This is a genomic window from Streptococcus oriscaviae (assembly GCF_018137985.1).
GTDB lineage: Bacteria > Bacillota > Bacilli > Lactobacillales > Streptococcaceae > Streptococcus > Streptococcus oriscaviae.
Genome location: NZ_CP073084.1, coordinates 1436860 through 1456126 on the forward strand (window position 1 = coordinate 1436860; position 19267 = coordinate 1456126).

At 45.0% G+C, this 19267-nt stretch carries 16 protein-coding genes; 12 read left to right on the top strand and 4 right to left on the bottom strand.

Translation table 11 applies throughout. The features are described 5' to 3' along the window. Window positions 1–19: 19 nt before the first annotated feature. From INT76_RS11175 to nrdI, 12 genes are all read left to right on the top strand, one after another. Window positions 20–4783 (top strand): Cna B-type domain-containing protein, encoded by a 4764-nt coding sequence (locus INT76_RS11175; RefSeq protein ID WP_212569838.1) that lies wholly within the window; start codon window positions 20–22, stop codon window positions 4781–4783. A 371-nt stretch (window positions 4784–5154) separates the two neighbouring features. Further along, window positions 5155–5526, top strand: a complete 372-nt coding sequence (locus INT76_RS07450) for a BlaI/MecI/CopY family transcriptional regulator (protein ID WP_212569839.1) — start codon at window positions 5155–5157, stop codon at window positions 5524–5526. A 15-nt stretch (window positions 5527–5541) separates the two neighbouring features. Next, window positions 5542–7026, top strand: a complete 1485-nt coding sequence (locus INT76_RS07455) for a M56 family metallopeptidase (RefSeq protein WP_212569840.1) — start codon at window positions 5542–5544, stop codon at window positions 7024–7026. Between the two features lie 220 nt (window positions 7027–7246). Continuing rightward, window positions 7247–7768, top strand: a complete 522-nt coding sequence (locus INT76_RS07460; protein ID WP_212569841.1) for a PepSY domain-containing protein — start codon at window positions 7247–7249, stop codon at window positions 7766–7768. Between the two features lie 54 nt (window positions 7769–7822). Next, complete coding sequence (locus INT76_RS07465) at window positions 7823–8569, top strand: polyphosphate polymerase domain-containing protein (protein WP_212573043.1); 747 nt, start codon at window positions 7823–7825, stop codon at window positions 8567–8569. Continuing rightward, a complete protein-coding gene (locus INT76_RS07470; protein ID WP_212569842.1) occupies window positions 8550–9236 on the top strand; it encodes a DUF4956 domain-containing protein in 687 nt (228 codons plus the stop codon). The genes INT76_RS07465 and INT76_RS07470 overlap by 20 nt, the downstream gene beginning before the upstream one ends. Before the next feature lie 73 nt (window positions 9237–9309). Beyond that, the gene (locus INT76_RS07475) at window positions 9310–10224 is read left to right on the top strand and encodes an aldo/keto reductase (protein WP_212569843.1); all 915 of its coding nucleotides are present in this window, start codon (window positions 9310–9312) and stop codon (window positions 10222–10224) included. Then, the gene (locus tag INT76_RS07480) at window positions 10221–10583 is read left to right on the top strand and encodes a hypothetical protein (RefSeq protein WP_212569844.1); all 363 of its coding nucleotides are present in this window, start codon (window positions 10221–10223) and stop codon (window positions 10581–10583) included. Before INT76_RS07475 ends, INT76_RS07480 begins: the two co-directional genes overlap by 4 nt. After that, the gene (locus INT76_RS07485; RefSeq protein WP_212569845.1) at window positions 10583–11035 is read left to right on the top strand and encodes a GNAT family N-acetyltransferase; all 453 of its coding nucleotides are present in this window, start codon (window positions 10583–10585) and stop codon (window positions 11033–11035) included. Before INT76_RS07480 ends, INT76_RS07485 begins: the two co-directional genes overlap by 1 nt. Window positions 11036–11140: 105 nt before the next feature. Continuing rightward, on the top strand, window positions 11141–12892 hold the full coding sequence (gene aspS / locus INT76_RS07490; protein WP_212569846.1) for an aspartate--tRNA ligase: 1752 nt from the start codon (window positions 11141–11143) through the stop codon (window positions 12890–12892). Further along, window positions 12879–13817 (top strand): YitT family protein, encoded by a 939-nt coding sequence (locus tag INT76_RS07495; protein WP_428843974.1) that lies wholly within the window; start codon window positions 12879–12881, stop codon window positions 13815–13817. The genes aspS and INT76_RS07495 overlap by 14 nt, the downstream gene beginning before the upstream one ends. A gap of 27 nt (window positions 13818–13844) precedes the next feature. Next, window positions 13845–14306: a class Ib ribonucleoside-diphosphate reductase assembly flavoprotein NrdI gene (gene nrdI, locus INT76_RS07500; RefSeq protein WP_212569848.1), complete on the top strand. Its 462-nt coding sequence runs from the start codon at window positions 13845–13847 to the stop codon at window positions 14304–14306. A gap of 179 nt (window positions 14307–14485) precedes the next feature. On the opposite strand, the gene pulA is transcribed toward nrdI, so the two are convergent. From pulA to INT76_RS07520, 4 genes are all read right to left on the bottom strand, one after another. Further along, a complete protein-coding gene (gene pulA, locus INT76_RS07505) occupies window positions 14486–16531 on the bottom strand; it encodes a type I pullulanase (protein ID WP_212569849.1) in 2046 nt (681 codons plus the stop codon). Between the two features lie 21 nt (window positions 16532–16552). After that, complete coding sequence (locus INT76_RS07510) at window positions 16553–17536, bottom strand: LacI family DNA-binding transcriptional regulator (RefSeq protein WP_212569850.1); 984 nt, start codon at window positions 17534–17536, stop codon at window positions 16553–16555. A gap of 9 nt (window positions 17537–17545) precedes the next feature. Beyond that, window positions 17546–18325, bottom strand: a complete 780-nt coding sequence (locus INT76_RS07515; protein WP_249116138.1) for a DUF1189 family protein — start codon at window positions 18323–18325, stop codon at window positions 17546–17548. Window positions 18326–18423: 98 nt separating this feature from the next. Then, window positions 18424–19266 (bottom strand): sugar ABC transporter permease, encoded by an 843-nt coding sequence (locus INT76_RS07520; RefSeq protein ID WP_212569851.1) that lies wholly within the window; start codon window positions 19264–19266, stop codon window positions 18424–18426. Window position 19267: the final 1 nt, after the last annotated feature.

Below are 19267 nucleotides of genomic sequence, written 5' to 3' on the forward strand. Positions count from 1 at the left end.
CTTGGAGCATGAAGAGGTCTTGACCATCACTTATACTGCCACTGTTAATTACAATGATATTACAGGGGTTGGCACGCCGGAAGAAACCAAAAACGTTGCAACGGTGAAAAGTGATGAAAATCCTGATCCAAAAACAGTGGAGAAGACGGTTCGAATTGAGTTTGACGGACTGACAAAAATTGCTGGCCCTGCAGATCCTGTTTCGGGCTCGACCAATTTGTACTCTATCACCTGGACCATCAATGTCAACAAGGACAAATTGATGACAGTTGGCGGTGTCAAGTTTGAAGACAATGTGTTGCAGCCAGACCGGACCTATTTCACAGGAACAGGCATTACCGTGGCAGTTACCCATGAAAATGGCACAACAGAAAACCGAACCTTTACCTGGAATCAGTTGACTGTGCGACGTCGGGCAGATGGGAAAATCACGGGTTGGGACTATACGCCACCTTCTTCGGATGGCAAGGCTAGTTATGTCATTACAGCCACAACCATTACAGATGTAACAGGTGTTATTGGTAGCGTCAACATCAATAACGGCATCCGTGTTGGGAAACGCTACACAACTCCAAACCGACCAATTTCTGTGGGAATTGGTGAAGAGTTGAAACCTAAAAAGGTTGCCTTGAGCTATAACTCTTTGGAAGCCTATTGGAAAATAACCATTCCGATTCCAGCACAAGGTTATAATATGCTGGTGCGTCTGGTAGATGATATTCCTTACACTATTTTCAACGGAGTCACCTACAACGATACCTTAATCGATGTGGATATTCAAGGGCTTCAGCCTGGAGAAAGCTATACTCTGGTAAATCGTACAGGGGGACAATACCAGGGGCCAGATATTCATTTTTATCAAGATGAAGCGAAGACCACCAGAGGTTTCCAACCAAGTGCGACAGGCCAGATTCGTGAAGTGACGGTCTATATTCGTACGGGAATCAACCAAGAATGGCTGAATAAGGCTCATGATGCGGGCTATGCTGTATCTAACAATGTGATTAACCCACGTCACATCAACAATGCATCATTGCGGCTGGCGGACTCTACCCTTCCAATGTATGATCTGGTCATTCCTAAGAAGCAGACAATTAAGAAGACCTACAAAGGCTTTAACCGGGTCGACATCAATGGTGTTCAATATCCTGTTTTCAGCTATGAAATCGAGTTTACCAACCCACTAGATGGACAGGTTATTTCAGACGCCTTTGATACCGACTACCTGAAACTATATCAGGCAGGAAATCTTCAAATCATGGGACGCAATGCGGAAGGGGATGTGTTTGATACAAACGGTACGGTCACTCCTCAAGAAACCGCAACGGGTGTTGATTTCACACTTACCAATTTGCCGAAGAATGCTGGTCAACTGTATTCGACCTACCGACTGACTTATGATTTGATTGTTAAGGATGCTCAAACTCTGCAACGGCTGAATACAGAGGCTTTCCAAAATGAAAACAACCAAGGCAAGGTCTTGAAGAACGTTGCTAAGTGGAATGGGCTAACTTCGGATGAGGTATCGGTTATCTACAACTACAACCCGAAATTGGATAAGCACCTCATTCACGATCCAACAGCTGCCAACAGCTATGTGGCAACTTTCGAGTTGATTTTGAACGAAGAAAAGAGTGATGTATTCCCAGAAGCCAATACTTACACCGTTAAGGATGAATTATCGCCAGAGCTTCGCCTGCTTCCAGAATTGATTAGAGTGACAAAGGGGAACTACACTCTGGATTATGGATTTGACTCAAAAACCAATACGATTACCTTCAACAATGTGCCTGATGGCGAGGAAGTCAGGGTGACCTATGATGCGCGTGTTCTGGGTACGGGTAATGTATCCTTCAGCAATACGGTATCGATGGGTCAATACCGGAAAGTCATTTCTTCATCTACTCATATCGCTTCATCAGGTTCTGGTACTGCCTCTAACCCAAGTATCACAATCGTGAAGCGCGACAAGAATGATTTTGCCAAGGTTCTTCCTGGGGCAACCTTCAAATTGTCATATCGCGACGGGAATAACATTGTGGACGTTAAGGATAAGAACGGTCAACCAGTAACCTTTACAACAGGCCCTGACGGAACTGCCTTGATCGAAGGGAACCAGTCAACCTTAGGCTGGGTTCTTTGGGCAGATGGTCGAACCTATCTATTAACAGAAACAGTGTCACCAACAGGCTATACACCGCTGACAGAGCCTGTGACCTTCTCACTGGTCGATATTCCAACCAACAATACCCAGTATCCAATCTATGGAGAACGGATCTATGTGTCCAACGAACGTCCGAAGACTCGCGTGGAAGCGAGAAAGGTTTGGGAAAATATCGGACCAGGTCTGACCGTTCCGACTACTTGGTTTAAACTTTATCGCCAAATTGCAGGTGGCCCTGTTGAAGAAGTGCCGGGTGTGCCTATCAAGTCGTTAGCACCAGGCACCACCACAGTGGCTTGGGAAGATCTCTATGCTCAAGACTTAAACGAGAATCCATATACTTTCTCTGTCAAAGAAGTGGATGCGAGTGGCAACGAAGCAACTCCTCAGGATTATCTGAAGAAAGAAAATGGCCTGACCGTAACCAACACCTTTGATGGGCGGATGGAATTAGAAGTAACCAAGATTTGGAGCGATAGCGGCAACCAAGACGGATTCCGTCCGGCGGCCATCACTGTTCGTCTTTTTGCGGATGGTAGAGAAATCGAATCTGTGCAAGTGACAGCTGCAACTGGCTGGAAACATACCTTCACCAATCTTCCTCGATTCAAGGATGGTCGCGAGATTGTTTATACCGTTCAGGAAGATCGTGTTCCAGGGTATGAAATCCCTATGATTAACGGTTTCACGATTACCAACAAGCGGATTCCTGAAGTAACTTCTATTCGAGTTTCTAAGACTTGGGATGACGCCTACAACCAAGATGGTATTCGTCCAGATAAGATTACCCTAATTCTCTACGCAGATAATGTCGAAAAAGAACGCAAAGAGATTCAGACGGATGCTGCTGGTGATTGGAAGGGCGAGTTTACCAACTTGGATGTCTACAAGAATGGTAACAGGATCACCTATCGTGTAGACGAAGTGCTCCCACAAGGCTACACCAAAGAAATCACGGGCGATGCGGCAACAGGCTTCACCATCAAGAACAGCCATACGCCGGAGAAGACCAAGGTTTCCTTTGAAAAAGTCTGGGATGACGCCTACAACCAAGATGGTATTCGTCCGGACAAGATCACTGTTATCCTCAAGGCAGATGGCACTGAAGTTGACCGTAAGGAAGTTCAGGTGGATCAAGATGGCAACTGGAAGGGTGAATTTACCAATCTAGATGTCTATAAAGCAGGCGTGAAGATTGCTTATACAGTAGACGAAGTACTTCCACAAGGCTACACCAAAGAAATCGCGGGCGATGCGGCAACAGGCTTCACCATCAAGAACAGCCATACGCCAGAGAAGACCAAGGTTTCCTTTGAAAAAGTCTGGGATGATGCCCACAACCAAGACGGTATTCGTCCGGACAAACTCACTGTTATCCTCAAGGCAGATGGCACTGAAGTTGACCGTAAGGAAGTTCAGGTGGACCAAGATGGCAACTGGAAGGGCGAATTTACCAACCTAGATGTCTATAAAGCAGGCGTTAAGATTGCCTATACGGTAGACGAAGTACTCCCACAAGGCTACACCAAAGAAATCACGGGCGATGCGGCAACAGGCTTTACCATCAAGAACAGCCATACGCCAGAGAAGACCAAGGTTTCCTTTAAGAAAGTCTGGGATGATGTTAATAATCATGATGAGGTTCGTCCGCTTAAGATATTGGTTCATTTGCTTGCAGATGGCGTAAAAGTGGACAGTCAATTAGTCGAAGTGGATGCAGACGGCAACTGGAAGGGTGAATTTACCAATCTAGATGTCTATAAAGCAGGCGTGAAAATTGTCTACACTGTTGATGAAGATGTACCAATTTACTACGAAAAAACAATCTCTGGCGATGCGGCAACTGGCTTTACAATTACCAATAAGCATGTGCCGGGAGATATCAAGGTAACCTTGCGTAAGGTCGATCCTGATGGGAAGATGATTTCCGGAGCGAAAATTCAAATCTTCAAGGGAGCGATGGCAACAGGTACACCAGTAGAAGAGTGGACAACGGTTGAAGGGCAGGAGCACCTATTTACACTACCAGTCGGAGTTTATACTTTCCGAGAAGTATCGGCTCCTAAAGGCTACACAAAAGTGACAGACATCACCTTCCAAGTGAACTACGATGGCAGTGTGACCGTTCTTGACACCAACAGCAACGCCGTTGAGTACAAGGATGGCAAACTGGTTATCACAGACCAATACGACGTTTCAACTATCGATATTCTTGTGACCAAGAAATGGGTTGATCAAGAAAACAAGGACAGCAAACGTCCAGCTAAAATTACCGTTCGTCTTATGGCTGATGGCAAAGAAGTAGCCAGTCAGGATGTGACTGCACAAACTGATTGGAAGCACACCTTTACAAATCTTCCGAAATACAAGGATGGCAAGGAAATTGTCTACACTATTACAGAAGATAAGGTAGATGGCTATCAATCGGCAGTCAGCGGTACAGTTTCTGAAGGGTTTGTAGTTGAAAATACCTACATTCCACCGAAAGTTCCACCAAAACCAAAAACAACATTACCACGCACAGGGGACGGAAACACTCTTGCTGCGGTTTGGGTTGGAATGGTATTCCTACTGATTGGCTTGGTAGGATTCGGCTGGAAAAAAGAACCTAATGTTTAATAGGTAAAAATAGTGTTATATCCACTAAGTAAAAGCCACCCTGCTTGGGCATATCCTGGTCCGGGTAGGGGGCTTTTCTGTTTGTGGAAAGAATGGATGGCTGGCGAGAGTCGTAATAGTAAAGAAATAAACTGAAACGATGTGGCAGTGTCGGTTAACTCCAAAAAAATCCTTATCGTATATCGAAATAGCTGGGAGTTGACAGTGGATAACCATCATTTAGGGACCTATGATTGCAAAGGAGCCCAAAAGTTATCCACAAGCTGTTGATAAAAAAGTTTAAAAAATTGATGAAAATGACAATCAAGCCAGTTGACAATTCAAAACGACAAGTGTAGAATATAATAAAATAGAATGTATGAGGATAAAAAATGGTTGATTTTAAACGGTTACCAGATGCAGAATTTATAGTATTACGGGTGATTTGGCATTTGCCCAATCCTGTCACCTCTTCCCAAATCATTGCTTCATTGGGAGAAGATAATCACTGGAAACCACAGACCTTGTTGACAATTTTAGCGCGACTGACGGAAAAAGGTTTCCTAAAAAGTGAGCGCCATGGACGGGAACGCCACTATTCGGCGATTATCTCAGAGGATGATTATATGAAGATTGAAACCTCTCACTTCCTACACCGCTACGAGGGCAATTCAATTGGCGGATTGGTGAAAAACTTGTTTTCATCCAACCAATTTTCTGATGATGAATTGGCAGAATTAAGAGAGCTGCTCAATAAAAAATAACAAAGGAGAGTACTTGTGCAAACCAACCTTCTTTCTTTTCTTTTACTTAGTTTGTATAAATCATTATTGATTGTATTGTTCAGTGGAGTTTTTCTCTTATTGAAAAATCAAGTGTCTGCCCGCATTCGCTACGTCGTTTGGGTCACTCTTTTAGTGAGCCTAATTCTTCCTTTTAGACCAAGAATCGGTCAGGGGATCCGTTTAGAAGAAACAGTTTCAGTCGTTTCTACTAGTGGCCAGACTGTTGCAACAGGCACACAAGAAGCTGCTGTTCATCAATCTAGCATGTGGGACATGTTGGCAGGCCTTCCTTGGGGCTATATCCTCTTGGGTATTTGGTTGATTGGCTTTTTAGTCATCATCGGTCGTTCCATCTTTTCTTATTTAAAATTCCGCAATTTATTGCTGCGTTGGGGCAAACCGATTACTGACCCTCAGATTTTGGAGAGCTTTCATGCCATCAAGGCTGAATTTGGAATCAAAAAAGCCATTCGTCTGGTTCACTATCCCCAGGTTTCCAGCCCCATGATTTTTGGCTTACGAAACCCAGTTATCCTGCTACCAGATACAAACTACACACTAGAAGAACTGGACTTAATTTTTGAGCATGAACTGACCCACTATCGCCATCGGGATATTTATGTGAACCTCCTAGTTCTTCTGGTAAAAGCCGCTCACTGGTTTAACCCGATTGTTCATTTCGCTTGCAAAGAAGTGCAAGAAGCCGCTGAGTGTTACTGTGACCATAGCGTTCTTCATAATCGTGATGAAACCTATCGCTCATTTTATGGAGAAACCATTATTACCATGATCCACAGGAGCAAGCAACAACCTGTTTTATTATCTAGTTGCTTTTATTCAAATAAATTTAACTTGAAAAGACGGATTATTGCTATCATGGACAGCAGGCTGCCGAAGAAATACTTAACCGTTCTGGTTAGCCTTGTGACACTATTCTCTATCCTTTTTTCAGGGTCAATTTTTGTCGTTGCAATGGGAACCACCCAAGATGAGCTGGTTCAGATGAGCCAGGCAGAAGGTCTAACAAAAGATCAGGCCTTGGCGCTCGTTACCGAGCAGCAGAAGCTAAAGCCGTCAGACCTAACAGATATTCAAATTACGATTCAGGACAATCAGTACCATATCCAATTCAAGAAAGGGGATACCCAATATAAGGCCTTGGTAGACAAGGCGACCGGTGACATCCTTACTCTTGAAAAAGAAACAGTCCGTTTGGTAGAAAACTCTACCACTTCATCTGAACAAACGACTTCGTCCTCTGTAACTACTAGCGTTCCGTCGGAAACAAGCTCACAACCCGTAGTCCAATCAGTCGTTGACACTGCCACTGGAGAACAACAAGGGGCGACAAGCACTCCTGTTGTCAATCAACAAACTCCGGCCAGCACAGCTACGCAGCAGATAGACACCGAAACAGATACGGATACAGATACAGATACGAGTGATACTGATGCAGATGATGCCGACAGTGACGACTAATCTGCTCCCTTTCTTTTCTTGCCCCCCCATTTATTAGAGATTGGAAATACCATCCAATCTCTTTATTTTTTCTCTGAAGATAAGGCTTCAAATTAAAACGGATAGACCTCTTGGTCCGTTTTTTGCAAATTTTTTAAAAAATGAAAGCAAAATACTTGCAATTTATATACTACAACTGTAGAATATAATAAAACGACATTTGTAGAAAGTGAGTTTGCCTATGAAAACTAATCGTTTGAAACCGATACTAGCAGCTGTTTTAGCCCTATGTTGTATGGCATCCTATACTCAGCTTCAGGCTCTGGAGGCAGGGCTTCCCATAGCAGAGCTTCAAGCAATGATTGCAGCAGATACACAGGGAGGGCCTGTGACGCTCATTGAGCTAGAGATGGAGGAGGAAGCAGGACAAGTTTCTTATGAGGTAACAGTTGCTCAGGATGGTCGCTTGATGGATTACCAAATTGATCTCGGCGCCAAACAAATACGAAGCAAGAAGGTGAAGCGCCTGTCTGATAAGAAGCGTCAATTGCTGCAGGATACGACGCTTTCCTTAGAAGAAGCTGTATCTATTGCTCCTGTCAATTATCAGAATATCGATAGACTCGAGGTTCAGCTCAAGCGTAAACAAGGGCAGGCAGTCTATTTGATAGAAGTACAGGCTAAGAACTCATCAACCGAACAAGAGTATACGGTTGATGCAAAGCAGCCTCAAATACTATCCGTACAAGAAGATGATGACTGAGTGGGGAACCACTCTTCATCTTAACACTAAAAACGACAAATGTAGAAAGAGAAAATTATGAAAAAGAAATTAGAAACAAAATTCAAGCGTATCGAAACCAAATACCTCGTTGATCGCCATCAATTGGAAGCCATTCTTACAGAGTTTGAGCAGCATCTTGTTGAGGATGAATACCCACGCTCCACCATCAGCAACATCTATTTTGATACCCCTGATTACCGTATGATTCAGGATTCGGCTGAACGGCTATGGAAGCGTGAAAAGATCCGTATGCGAACCTACGATCGCTATCCAACGGCAGATAGTCAGGTATTTTTAGAAATCAAGAAAAAAGACATGGGAATTGGTCTGAAAGATCGCTTAACGAGCCGGCCAGAGTCTGTTTTGAACTATGTCGTACATTCTGTTGCAGACGACAGCATTTCAAACGAAGAACTGAAAGCGACCATGCTTGAGCTTCGCCAGCGCTATGGAACCATCCAGCCGATGATGTATATTTACTACGATCGCTATTCTCTGAAAGGGATTGAAGACCGGAAAGTGCGGGTGACGATTGACCAGAACATTCTTTACCGCCATTACGATGTTGATTTATTTGCAGGGAAATATGGCTATCCTTTGTTGGATGATAATCAGGTCATCATGGAGATTAAGGTTCCAGAAGTTTATCCAGATTGGCTGCAAGAGATTATTGATAAGTACGGCTTGACCAGAGTATCTTTTTCTAAATATGGTACAGCCCATACGAAATTGATGGAAAATCAGGAGGAGATGATTTCGTTTGAAAGAGCAATTGTTTAAGAGTGTATTTGAAACTAACGCAGGCCCAGCAGATCCGTCTAGTCTTGCTTTGAGTTTGCTGGTCAGTCTGGCCTTGGGGGTTTTGTTGGCAATCGTATATAAGCACAAAACGCTTTATTCAAAAGAGTTTGTCATCACCCTGACGATCCTTCCTGTATTGATGACCATGATTATTTTTATGGTCAATGGCAATTTGGGTACAAGTGTTGCTATCGCCGGAACCTTTGGCATGATTCGGTTCCGCTCGGCGGCAGGCGGGGCAAAAGAGCTATTATCGGTCTTCATCGCAACAGGCATTGGCTTAGCCAGTGGGATGGGCTTCCTGCTTCTTTCTGCCCTGTTTACCTTTTTTGTCTGCATGATCTTGCTGTTTTTAGAAAATAGCAGCTTTGCAACAGTGAGTCAGACTAGACGCAGCATTGTGATCCGTGTCCCGCGCAATCTGGATTATGAATTGCTATTTGAGGCGACCTTCATCAATGCTTGTAAATACGTTGAGTTGATTGGCATTAAAAACATCAAAAAATCCAACAGTCTTGAATTATCTTACAATGTGGAGTTGGATGCAAACTTGAGCGACAAGCAGGTGATAGACAAACTGCTGGCAATCAGTGACGAGATTGAAATCAGCATCAGTAAACTAGCACAGAAGAAAAAGACTTTGTGAGAGATTGGCACCAATCTCTCTTTTCTATGCTATAATAAGTACAGGCAAACAGAAAGCAGGTGCTAGTATCAGTATGAAACAAACACTAGGTCAGACAGGTTTGGAAGTTTCAAGGATTGCTCTGGGCTACATGCGGATGGCGACCCTAACTCCACAAGAGGCGGCCAAGGTTCTTGATGCAGCCGCACAGGTTGGGATAGACTTCTTTGATCATGCCGACATCTATGGTGGCGGGGAGTCAGAAAGGCGTTTCGCTCAGGCTTGCAAGCTTCTGGGGCGCAAACGAGAAGAACGATTCCTCCAATCCAAATGCGGTATCCGCAAAGGCTATTTTGACTTTTCCAAGGAGCATATCATCAGCTCCGTAGAGGGGATTCTTTCCAGATTGGAAACCGATTATTTGGATGTTCTGGCTCTCCACAGGCCAGATGCGCTCATGGAGGCAGAAGAGGTGGCTGAGGCATTCTATCAACTGAAAAAAGCCGGAAAGGTTCGACATTTTGGTGTCAGCAACCAGAATATCTATCAGATGGAACTGCTCCAATCCTACCTAGAGGCTCCACTGGCTGTGAACCAGCTGCAATTTTCACCTGCCCATACACCGCTTTTGGATGCGGGTCTTCATGTTAATATGAAGGAAGATGCGGCCACGATGCGGGACGGCGGTTTATTGGATTATTGCCAACTGAAGAACATTACCGTTCAGGCTTGGTCACCCTTCTTGATCAGTCTGCAGAAGGGAATCTTTATTGACCATCCGGACTATGAGGCGTTAAATCAGGCGGTGGCAGACTTAGCAGCCCAATACAACGTTTCCTGTGAAGCGATTATTGTGGCATGGATTATGCGCCATCCAGCCAATATTCAGACTATCGTCGGTTCTATGAATCCTGAGCGAATTCAAAAGATAGCTCAGGCAGGAACGATTCAATTAACACGACCAGAATGGTACAGAATTTATCAGAAAGCGGGGAATACCTTACCATGATGAAGAAATATATGCTACTCCTTATCACTTGCCTATCTCTCCTGACAATGGCAGCCTGCAAAAACGAAAGCAAGGAAACTGCCGCTTGGTTAGAAGGTGACTGGCACAGCAAGGCTTGGAATGTCACTTATGAATTTGACGAAGATAATGGGAAATGGAGTATTTCTGCCGGGGACTATGTCCTCGTAGCAGATGCTACCTTGACCCTAGAAGAAGGCCAGGTTCTTTTGACCGCAACAGATGGAACGCGCTATGAGATTGAGAAAAAAAGTGCCCAACTCCTAACTTTCCAACAACTAGCCAAGGAGGGGGCGCAAGGTACAACAGTGGCTGTTGAATTTGAAAAGGTGGTTGACTGATGGACTGGCAATTAAAAGCATTTGATGAATTGACATTGAAGGAACTTTACGCAATTTTGGCCCTTCGGACAGACGTGTTTGTTGTGGAACAAGAATGTCCATACCCAGAGGTAGATGGTAAAGATGTGCAGTCCTACCACCTTTTTGCTCAGGAAAATGGAGAAATAGTCGCCTACTTGCGGATTTTACCGCCGGGTCTTTCCTATGATGAAGCCTCAATCGGCCGCGTTGTCATTAGGGCCAGCCATCGTGGCCAAGGCTTGGGAAGACCCATGATGCAACAAGCCATTGATTATATTGTTCGAGTTTTGAAGGAAGACAGGATAAAAATTGGGGCTCAAGCTTACCTAGAAGCTTTCTATGCTTCCTTAGGCTTTGAACAGGTTTCTGAAGTTTATTTAGAAGACGGAATCCCGCATATGGATATGCTCTATCAAAAGCCAGCAAACTAATGCTGGTTTTTCTGATTTTCACTGAGAAAATGCGTACAATTTCCCCAAAAGTACCTGAAAGTATGATAGAATGAATAGGTATTATATCAGTAAAAGAGGGAATTTATGAAACGTTCTATGTATGCTGGACGTGTTCGCAAGGAGCATGTCGGACAGGAAATTACTTTAAAGGGCTGGGTAGGCCGTCGCCGTGACTTGGGTGGGTTGATTTTTGTTGATTTGCGAGATCGTGAGGGAATTATGCAGCTGGTCATCAATCCTGAAACAGTTACGAGCGACTTGATGGCAAAGGCAGAGAGCCTGCGCAGTGAATATATTATCGAAGTGACAGGTCTTGTGGTGGATCGTGAGCAGGTCAATGAGAGTTTGCCTACTGGAGCAGTGGAGTTACAAGTAACCGGTCTTACCATTTTGAATACAGCCAAGACAACACCATTTGAAATCAAGGATGGTATCGAGGCTAGCGAAGATACTCGCTTGCGCTACCGCTATCTGGATCTCCGTCGTCCGGAGATGCTGGCCAACTTTAAACTGCGGGCTGCGGTGACTCACAGCATTCGCAATTACTTGGATGACTTGGACTTCATTGATGTTGAGACACCGATGCTGAACAAGTCTACGCCGGAAGGGGCGCGTGACTACCTCGTTCCAAGCCGGGTGTCTAAGGGGCATTTCTATGCCCTGCCGCAGAGTCCGCAAATTACCAAGCAGTTATTGATGAATGCTGGTTTTGACCGCTACTACCAGATTGTCAAATGCTTCCGCGATGAGGACTTGCGCGGGGATCGTCAACCCGAGTTTACACAGGTTGACTTGGAAACCTCCTTCCTGTCCGAGCAGGAAATTCAGGATATTGTGGAAGGTTTGATTGCTAAGGTATTGAAAGATACCAAGGGAATTGATATTAGCCTCCCCCTACCTCGTATGTCCTATGACCATGCCATGAACTTCTATGGCAGTGATAAGCCGGATACCCGCTTTGAGATGCTCCTGCAGGACTTGACAGAACTTGTCAAGGAGATTGATTTCAAAGTCTTTTCACAGGCGCCAGTTGTCAAGGCTATCGTAGTGAAAGGAGCAGCGGAGAGCTACTCCCGAAAAGATATTGATAAGCTGACAGACTACGCAAAACAGTTTGGTGCCAAGGGATTGGCTTGGGTGAAATACGACCAGGGCGAGCTAGTTGGGCCTGTCGCGAAATTCTTAACAGACATTACAGCAAACTTGACAGAAGGTTTACAACTAGCTGACAAGGATTTGGTTCTCTTTGTGGCAGATGAACTGGAAGTGGCCAACAATACCCTCGGCGCCCTTCGTACGCGTCTGGCCAAAGAGCAGGGCCTCATTGATGAAAACAAGTTCCACTTCCTGTGGATTGTGGATTGGCCAATGTTTGAATGGTCTGAAGAAGAAGGGCGCTACATGAGTGCCCACCATCCATTTACCCTGCCTACTCAGGATACAGCTCACCATCTTGAGGGTGACTTGGCTCAGGTTCGTGCGGTAGCTTACGACATCGTTCTCAACGGCTACGAACTGGGTGGCGGCAGTTTGCGGATTAACCGCAAGGAGATGCAGGAGCAGATGTTTAAAGCACTTGGCTTCACTGCAGAAGATGCCAATGAACAATTTGGTTTCCTTTTAGAGGCGATGGAATATGGCTTCCCGCCACACGGTGGCTTGGCTATCGGTTTAGACCGATTTGTCATGCTGCTTGCAGGAGAGGACAATATTCGTGAAGTGATTGCCTTTCCTAAGAACAACAAGGCTTCTGACCCGATGACTCAGGCTCCAAGCCGAGTTGCCACAGCACAGTTAGAGGAACTCGCTCTCTCCATTACAGTTGAAAATGAATAAATTTTTCAGAAAACTACGCATACAATTTATCCGCAAGGCAAGAAAAAATAAATTCTGGTCAGTTATTTCTAGCATCTCCAAGGAGAAGTATGCGGAACGGATTTCCGGCTCCATCATCTATGGCCTTCTGTCCAGCATTGCCGTCAACTTCTTTTTCAGGCCGGGGAAGGTCTACTCGTCAGGGGTGACGGGGTTGGCCCAGATAGTATCTGCTCTTGCTGAAACCTATGCCCAGCTGGATGTTCCGATTGCCTTGGTTTACTACGGCCTCAACATTCCTTTGCTGATAGTGGCCTGGTACAAAATTGGCAACAAGTTTACCATTTTTACCTTCATTACCGTTTCTTTCAGCTCCTTGTTTATCCAATTCATGCCCCATGTGACCTTAACTAACGACCCCTTGGTCAATACCATTTTTGGTGGCTTGATGCTCGGAACAGGAATCGGATTTGCCTTGCGCAATAATGTATCTAGCGGGGGAACAGATATTGTCAGTATTCTGATTCGCAAGAAAACGGGCAAGCAGGTAGGAAGCATCTCGCTCATTGTCAATGCAAGTATCATGTTGATTGCTGGGATGACCTTTGGCTGGCAGTATGCCCTCTACTCCATGGTAGCTCTCTTTATCTCCAGTCGCATGACAGACGTTATCTTTGTCAAACAAAAGCGGATGCAGGCCATGATTATTACGAGTCATCCGGAGCGTGTTATCAAGATGATTCACAAGCGACTGCATCGTGGGGTGACTATTATCAATGGGGCTGAAGGAGCCTACAATCATGAACAGAAAACGATTTTGCTAACCATCATAACCCGAGCAGAGTTCACGGATTTCAAATATATCATGAAAAAGGCTGATAAATCAGCCTTTGTATCGGTATCAGATAACGTAAACATTATCGGTCGCTTTGTCGAAAGCGATTGATGGAAGCTACATAATGATAGGAAAACAATGAACAACAAACTTTACCTAGTCTATATTAGCCTAAGCGGCAATACAGAGAGTTTTGTCAAACGCCTGACAACCTTCTTACAGTTTCAATCGGACTTAGATGTAGAAACAGTGCATGTCAAAGATCTGGTCAAACAGGAAATTCCTTTTTATGCCCTAGATGCTCCTTTTGCAGCTTTTCTGCCTACCTACCTAGAGGGAGGAAATGGAGTAGACAATGGGGATGTCGAGATTTTGACCAATCCTCTGGGGGATTTTATTGCCTACAAGGACAATTACAAGCGCTGTTTGGGAGTGGTCGGTTCGGGCAACCGCAATTTCAATCATCAGTACTGCCTCACCGCCAAGCAATATGCGGAACGCTTTGGTTTTCCGGTTTTAGACAACTTTGAGCTACGCGGTTTACAAAATGATATTGAGCGCGTAGGACGCAAGCTGTTGGATTTGATGGCGGCTGAATAAAGTACAAGTTGCCGCACAGGTAATTTTCAAAACGTCGCCCCCTACAAATGGGTACAACATAAAAAACTCTTAGAAATGTGATCGTTTCGCATTTCTAGGAGTTTTTTTGTTTTTGATGAAAAGAAAAAGATTGAAGAAAGTTGACCCAAATGGGCTTTCTTCAATCTGAGCTAGTAGACTTACTTCATCGAAATCGAGATGCTTTGACCTGCCAGACGAATGGTTGGGCTGTCTTCGTCCTCGATAGGTGGATAGTTGAAGAGAATGGTCTTGCCGTCTTCTTTTTCAAAGGTAAAGTCTGTATCTGCGAAGTTGATGATAAACTGGATAGTCCCTGTTTCGGAGGTAACCCGATAGCGGAGGACAAACTCTGTCAACCAGTAGAAATCACAGCTATCATGAATGGTGTCGTAACTATCCTGGGTTAGGCTCGGATTGCCCTTGCGGAAGGCAATGAGCGCGCGGATAAATTCGATATGTTCTTGATAGCGTAGGGCCCGTGTCCAGTCCAAACGGTTGATACGGTCTGGAATGTTATAGGTATTGTCGATTTCGTCCTTGGTGCGGAAGAACTCTTGACCACTGTGGATAAAGGCCATCCCTTGCGAAATCAATGTTAGCTGAAGACCTAAACTGGCAGCCCGTTTTTGCTGATGGGTAGTCCACTGTGGGTTTTGGATGTGGAAGTAGTCGAAGGCTGTTGCATTATCATGGCACTCGATGTAGTTGAGTGATTGACGTGGACTGAGGAAGTGACCATAACGGCTTCCGGTGAGCAGGTGTTGAATCTTCTCATGAAGTTGCTTGTAGACGAGTTGTTGCGGCTCTAGCAGCACTTCTTTCAGCGTGTTACGGTAGTCATCGTTGAAGAAGCTGATAGTCGGCAATTGCTCTGCATTATACTGGTGAGCCAATTCTTCAAAGGCTAGGCCGGTACCCATCTTCCAACCCTCTCCGTAGATGTAGGCATTTGGGTGAATGGCCGCCAATTCATCGGCAATTTGGTTCATGGTTTCGCTATCGATAATCCCCATCAGGTCAAAACGGAAACCATCAAAACCATAAATGCTAGCCCATTGTTTGACGGACTGTTTGATATAGTTTCGTACCATGCTGCGTTCGCTGGCGACATCGTTGCCACAGAAGGTTCCGTCTGTTCGCTGGCCGTTGTGGTCATAGCGGTAGAAGTAGCCTGGAACAATGCGCTCAAAGGAGAATTCTTCAGCGTGGTAGACATGGTTGTAAACGACGTCCATAATCACGCTGATGTCTGCGTCGTGGTAGGCTTGAATGGCTTCTTGCAGCTCAAGGATACGCGCGTACGGATCGTTGGGCTGGCTAGAGAATGAGCCTTCTGGAACGTTGTATTGAACGGGGTCGTAACCCCAATTGTAGACCGCTTGCGGATAAGTTTCATCCACGCTGCCAAAGTCGTAGAGAGGCATCAGCTGGATATGGGTTACTCCCAAGTCCTTTACATAGTCCATCCCTAGTGTCAGGCCGTTTAGCTGGGGAGATTCGGTCAAACCGAGAAATTGGCTGCGATGTTTGAAGCCAGCCTCCTTTTGCCAAGAAAAGTCACGGACGCTCATTTCATAGATGATAGCTTGAGACATAGGTACTTGGGTCTTAGCCCGACGTGGTTTGGCAAGTTTTTCTAGGTTGATAACGTAGCTGTCGCCATGTCCAGCCTCTGATGACAGGGCGTAGGGATCATGTACCCCAATCCACTCACCGTTCATCTTGTGGAGGTAATGGTAGCTTTTTCCTTCCAAGTCGCCATCAACACTTACCTGCCAGACACCCTTTTCCATCCGTTTCATCGCATGGGGTTGGCCTTCCAAAACGAGAAAGGCATGTTTGGAAATTGGGGCCCACAGCTTGAAGGTGGTATGGGTCGGGCTGTAACTAGCTCCCAAATCTTCCTGATCGTAGGTAAAGAGTTGGTCAAAGAGTTTGGAGCGGACGATATGACCGTAGCCCAATTCACAGGCGTTGCGGTCTTGGTCGTAGACCTTGTAATTGGTTTCCAGATTGAGAGCGGTCAGGCTGGTCAATTGGTAGATAACCAGATCCTTGTCTTCAATTCTTGAATGGATAAAGAGTTGGGATGTAGTTGCTGATTCGACGGTAAAATGCATCTGTTCAGCATCGAATCGTTTTTCCATGACCAAGCGAATCGTAGCTACATCGTCTAAGTAAGCTTGGAATTGTCGTAATGCCATGAACCAAAAGGCTCCTTTCTGTTAAAGTTCGATAATAGTATGTGGAATGACGCGGCGGTAGCAAACCTGCTTGTCTTCTTTGCTATCGTTAATGATTTGAAGGAGAGTGTTGAAAGCTACGCGTCCTAGTTTGATGGCGTGGACGTCCACATAGGCGTCAATATTCAATTTTGGTTTTACAGAGTCGAAGGAGATAATAGGCAGCTTTGTGCCAATTTCATCCAGATAGCGGACGATACCCTCTGCCACCATGGTATCTGTTGTTACAATCGCATCCAGTTTTTGTTTGGTTAGCTTTTTAGTAATCTTGTAGGAGCTGTCTTCCAAGAGGAAACCGGAAACGAATTTGACCTTGTTCTCATCAAGAGGAAGATTATAGGCTTTGAGGGCGTTTTTATAGCCCTGATAACGGTCTTGGGAAACGACCAACTCTTTGTTACCGGCTACGAAGGCAATATCCTTGTAACCCTTGTTGATAAAGTAACTGGTCGCTTCAAAACCTGCCTGAATATTGTCGTTGTCAACTAGGGAGATAAAAGGCGAAGCTGCCTTTCCTAGAATGAGGAAAGGAAACTTGTGCTGAATGGCCAACTGGACAAGCGGGTCATCTGGTTTGGAATACAAGAAGATGAGCCCATCTACCCGTCTGCCATAGACCATCTGAGAAATTGCCTCTAGTCGTTGTTCTTCATTTTTTCCAGTGCTGATTTGGATGGCATAGTTGTGATCTGCGGCTACCTGAGAAATTCCCCGCAAAGCTGTTGGGAAGAAGGGGTTTTGGTAGAAGACATCTGAATCGTCTGGCAGTACTAGCCCGATGACCTGCGTGTAGCTGCTCACTAGGCTTCGTGCGTTAAGGTTCGGATGGTAGTTGAGTTCCTTCATTGCTTTGCGTACCACGTCCTTGGTCTTTTGACTGATGGACGGGCTATTTTGGATAACACGGGTAACCGTTGAAGGCGAAACGCCGGCTAATTTAGCAACGTCTTTAATGGTAGCACGCATAAAAACCTCCTAAGTCCTATCTCTAAATTTTGTCTTGAAAAATACCCAGATTAAGAGTAACACAAAAAGGATATTTTGTGTTGTAATAAGTGTTGTCAAGGGCTGGCCAAAGAAGCCAACTAGACAGGCGATAATAGTGGGAAGTCCGAGACAGTTGAGAGAGAAGTTGTAGCATTCTTTGAAGCTATTAAAATGAAACAGTTTGGACTTCTTAGTCAGGTATAAGAAGAAGGTAGCCCCCAGCAGGATAAAGAGCATATTGGCTGCCAGAATGAAGGCGGAAACGAAGGTAATGCTCAGGCTTACAGGAATGCGGTTCTGCTGGTACCAGACGCGCGAAATGGCTGCCGATAGCGAATCCTTGTCTGCAAAGTCACGGCTGCTGAAGTCTTGGTAAGGCACATCCACCAGCAGGGATTCTCCTTTACGAATGAGTAACCGATCTGTCTGGAACTGATAGGAAAAACCGGAACTTGTACTGATTTGGTCGCCAAATGTAATGTTTTCATAGGTCTTGTTTCCAGTGTAAGTCAACTGGCCATCTGTCACTTGGATGTGCTGACTCAAGTCGGTCATCACCTCATCTGTCAACGGATCGTAAACACCTTCTACAAAGTTATCAAGCGGATAGGTTTTTAGTGTCACAGTTTGCAGGGATGAAGGAATAACCAAGAGCGCAATCAAAAAGATAGTTGTAAACAAGCGCTGCCAGAGGGTTAGTAAGTGGCGGTTGCCAAAAATTTTGTGAGGGCTGATAAGGCTTGAAAAGTAGGAAAATGGATAGGGCACAGAGAAACCAACCTTTCTTCTAGTAGTAAATAGATGAGAGTTTTAGAGATTCAGGAAAGAACTTCTGGCCCCAAAACGGGAAAAGGGTGGGACAAAGTTTATCCCTTGTCACCACCACTTGTTAAACCAGATACAAAGTTCTTTTGTAGGAAGAAGAATAAGATACTGATAGGGAGGGCGATGAGTATAGCCCCTGCCGCAAAGTAAGCGATCTTCAGATTTTTTGCATCACTGATGAAGGTTTGAAGACCGACCGCAACAGTATAAAATTCCTTTTCACGAAGCAAGAATTTGGACAAGATGTAATCTCCAAAAGGTCCCATGAAGGCCCAGAGTGCTTGCACCGCAATCATTGGACGAACGAGAGGGAGGACGATTTGCCAGAAACGTCTGAAGTGACCAGCACCGTCTAGTTTTGCAGATTCATCAAGAGAGATTGGCACCGTATCAAAGTAGCCTTTCATGAGCCAAGCGTTCATTGGGATACCACCACCGACATAAAGGAAGATGAGGAACCAGCTTTGGTTGAGCGCATTGAGCATGAGGGCCATAACGAAGAAGGCTGTAAGGGCAGCCATGGTAGGCACCATTTGAATAATCAAGAAGAAGACCAAACTCTGCTTGCGAGCCAAGAAGTTGTAACGACTATAAGCATATCCTGCAAGTACAACTATACTCGTTTGGATGACCATTGTCAAGAGTGCAATAATCAAGGTGTTGAGGTACCAAGTGCCGTACAGTGTCTCGCTGAAGAGTTTGTTAAAGTTGTCAAAGGTAAAGTTGATGTTGCTATCCAGCTTGAAGGCCACCACGTTACCTGATTTGAAGGCGGACATGATGGTAATCAAGAGAGGATAGATGATGATGACAGACAGGGTAATCAGATAGAGATAGGTCAATGTCTGGTTGATGCGGCGTTTTGCTTTCACAGATAATTTCATC

Bases quoted from the DNA above. Each gene is read 5' to 3' on its own strand.
- INT76_RS07460 (WP_212569841.1), top strand. From the start codon at position 7,247: ATGAAAACTAATCGTTTGAAACCGATACTAGCAGCTGTTTTAGCCCTA.
- nrdI (WP_212569848.1), top strand. From the start codon at position 13,845: ATGAACAACAAACTTTACCTAGTCTATATTAGCCTAAGCGGCAATACA.
- INT76_RS07510 (WP_212569850.1), bottom strand. From the start codon at position 17,536: ATGCGTGCTACCATTAAAGACGTTGCTAAATTAGCCGGCGTTTCGCCT.
- INT76_RS07475 (WP_212569843.1), top strand. From the start codon at position 9,310: ATGAAACAAACACTAGGTCAGACAGGTTTGGAAGTTTCAAGGATTGCT.
- pulA (WP_212569849.1), bottom strand. From the start codon at position 16,531: ATGGCATTACGACAATTCCAAGCTTACTTAGACGATGTAGCTACGATT.
- INT76_RS07480 (WP_212569844.1), top strand. From the start codon at position 10,221: ATGATGAAGAAATATATGCTACTCCTTATCACTTGCCTATCTCTCCTG.
- INT76_RS07485 (WP_212569845.1), top strand. From the start codon at position 10,583: ATGGACTGGCAATTAAAAGCATTTGATGAATTGACATTGAAGGAACTT.
- aspS (WP_212569846.1), top strand. From the start codon at position 11,141: ATGAAACGTTCTATGTATGCTGGACGTGTTCGCAAGGAGCATGTCGGA.
- INT76_RS07520 (WP_212569851.1), bottom strand. From the start codon at position 19,266: ATGAAATTATCTGTGAAAGCAAAACGCCGCATCAACCAGACATTGACC.
- INT76_RS07450 (WP_212569839.1), top strand. From the start codon at position 5,155: ATGGTTGATTTTAAACGGTTACCAGATGCAGAATTTATAGTATTACGG.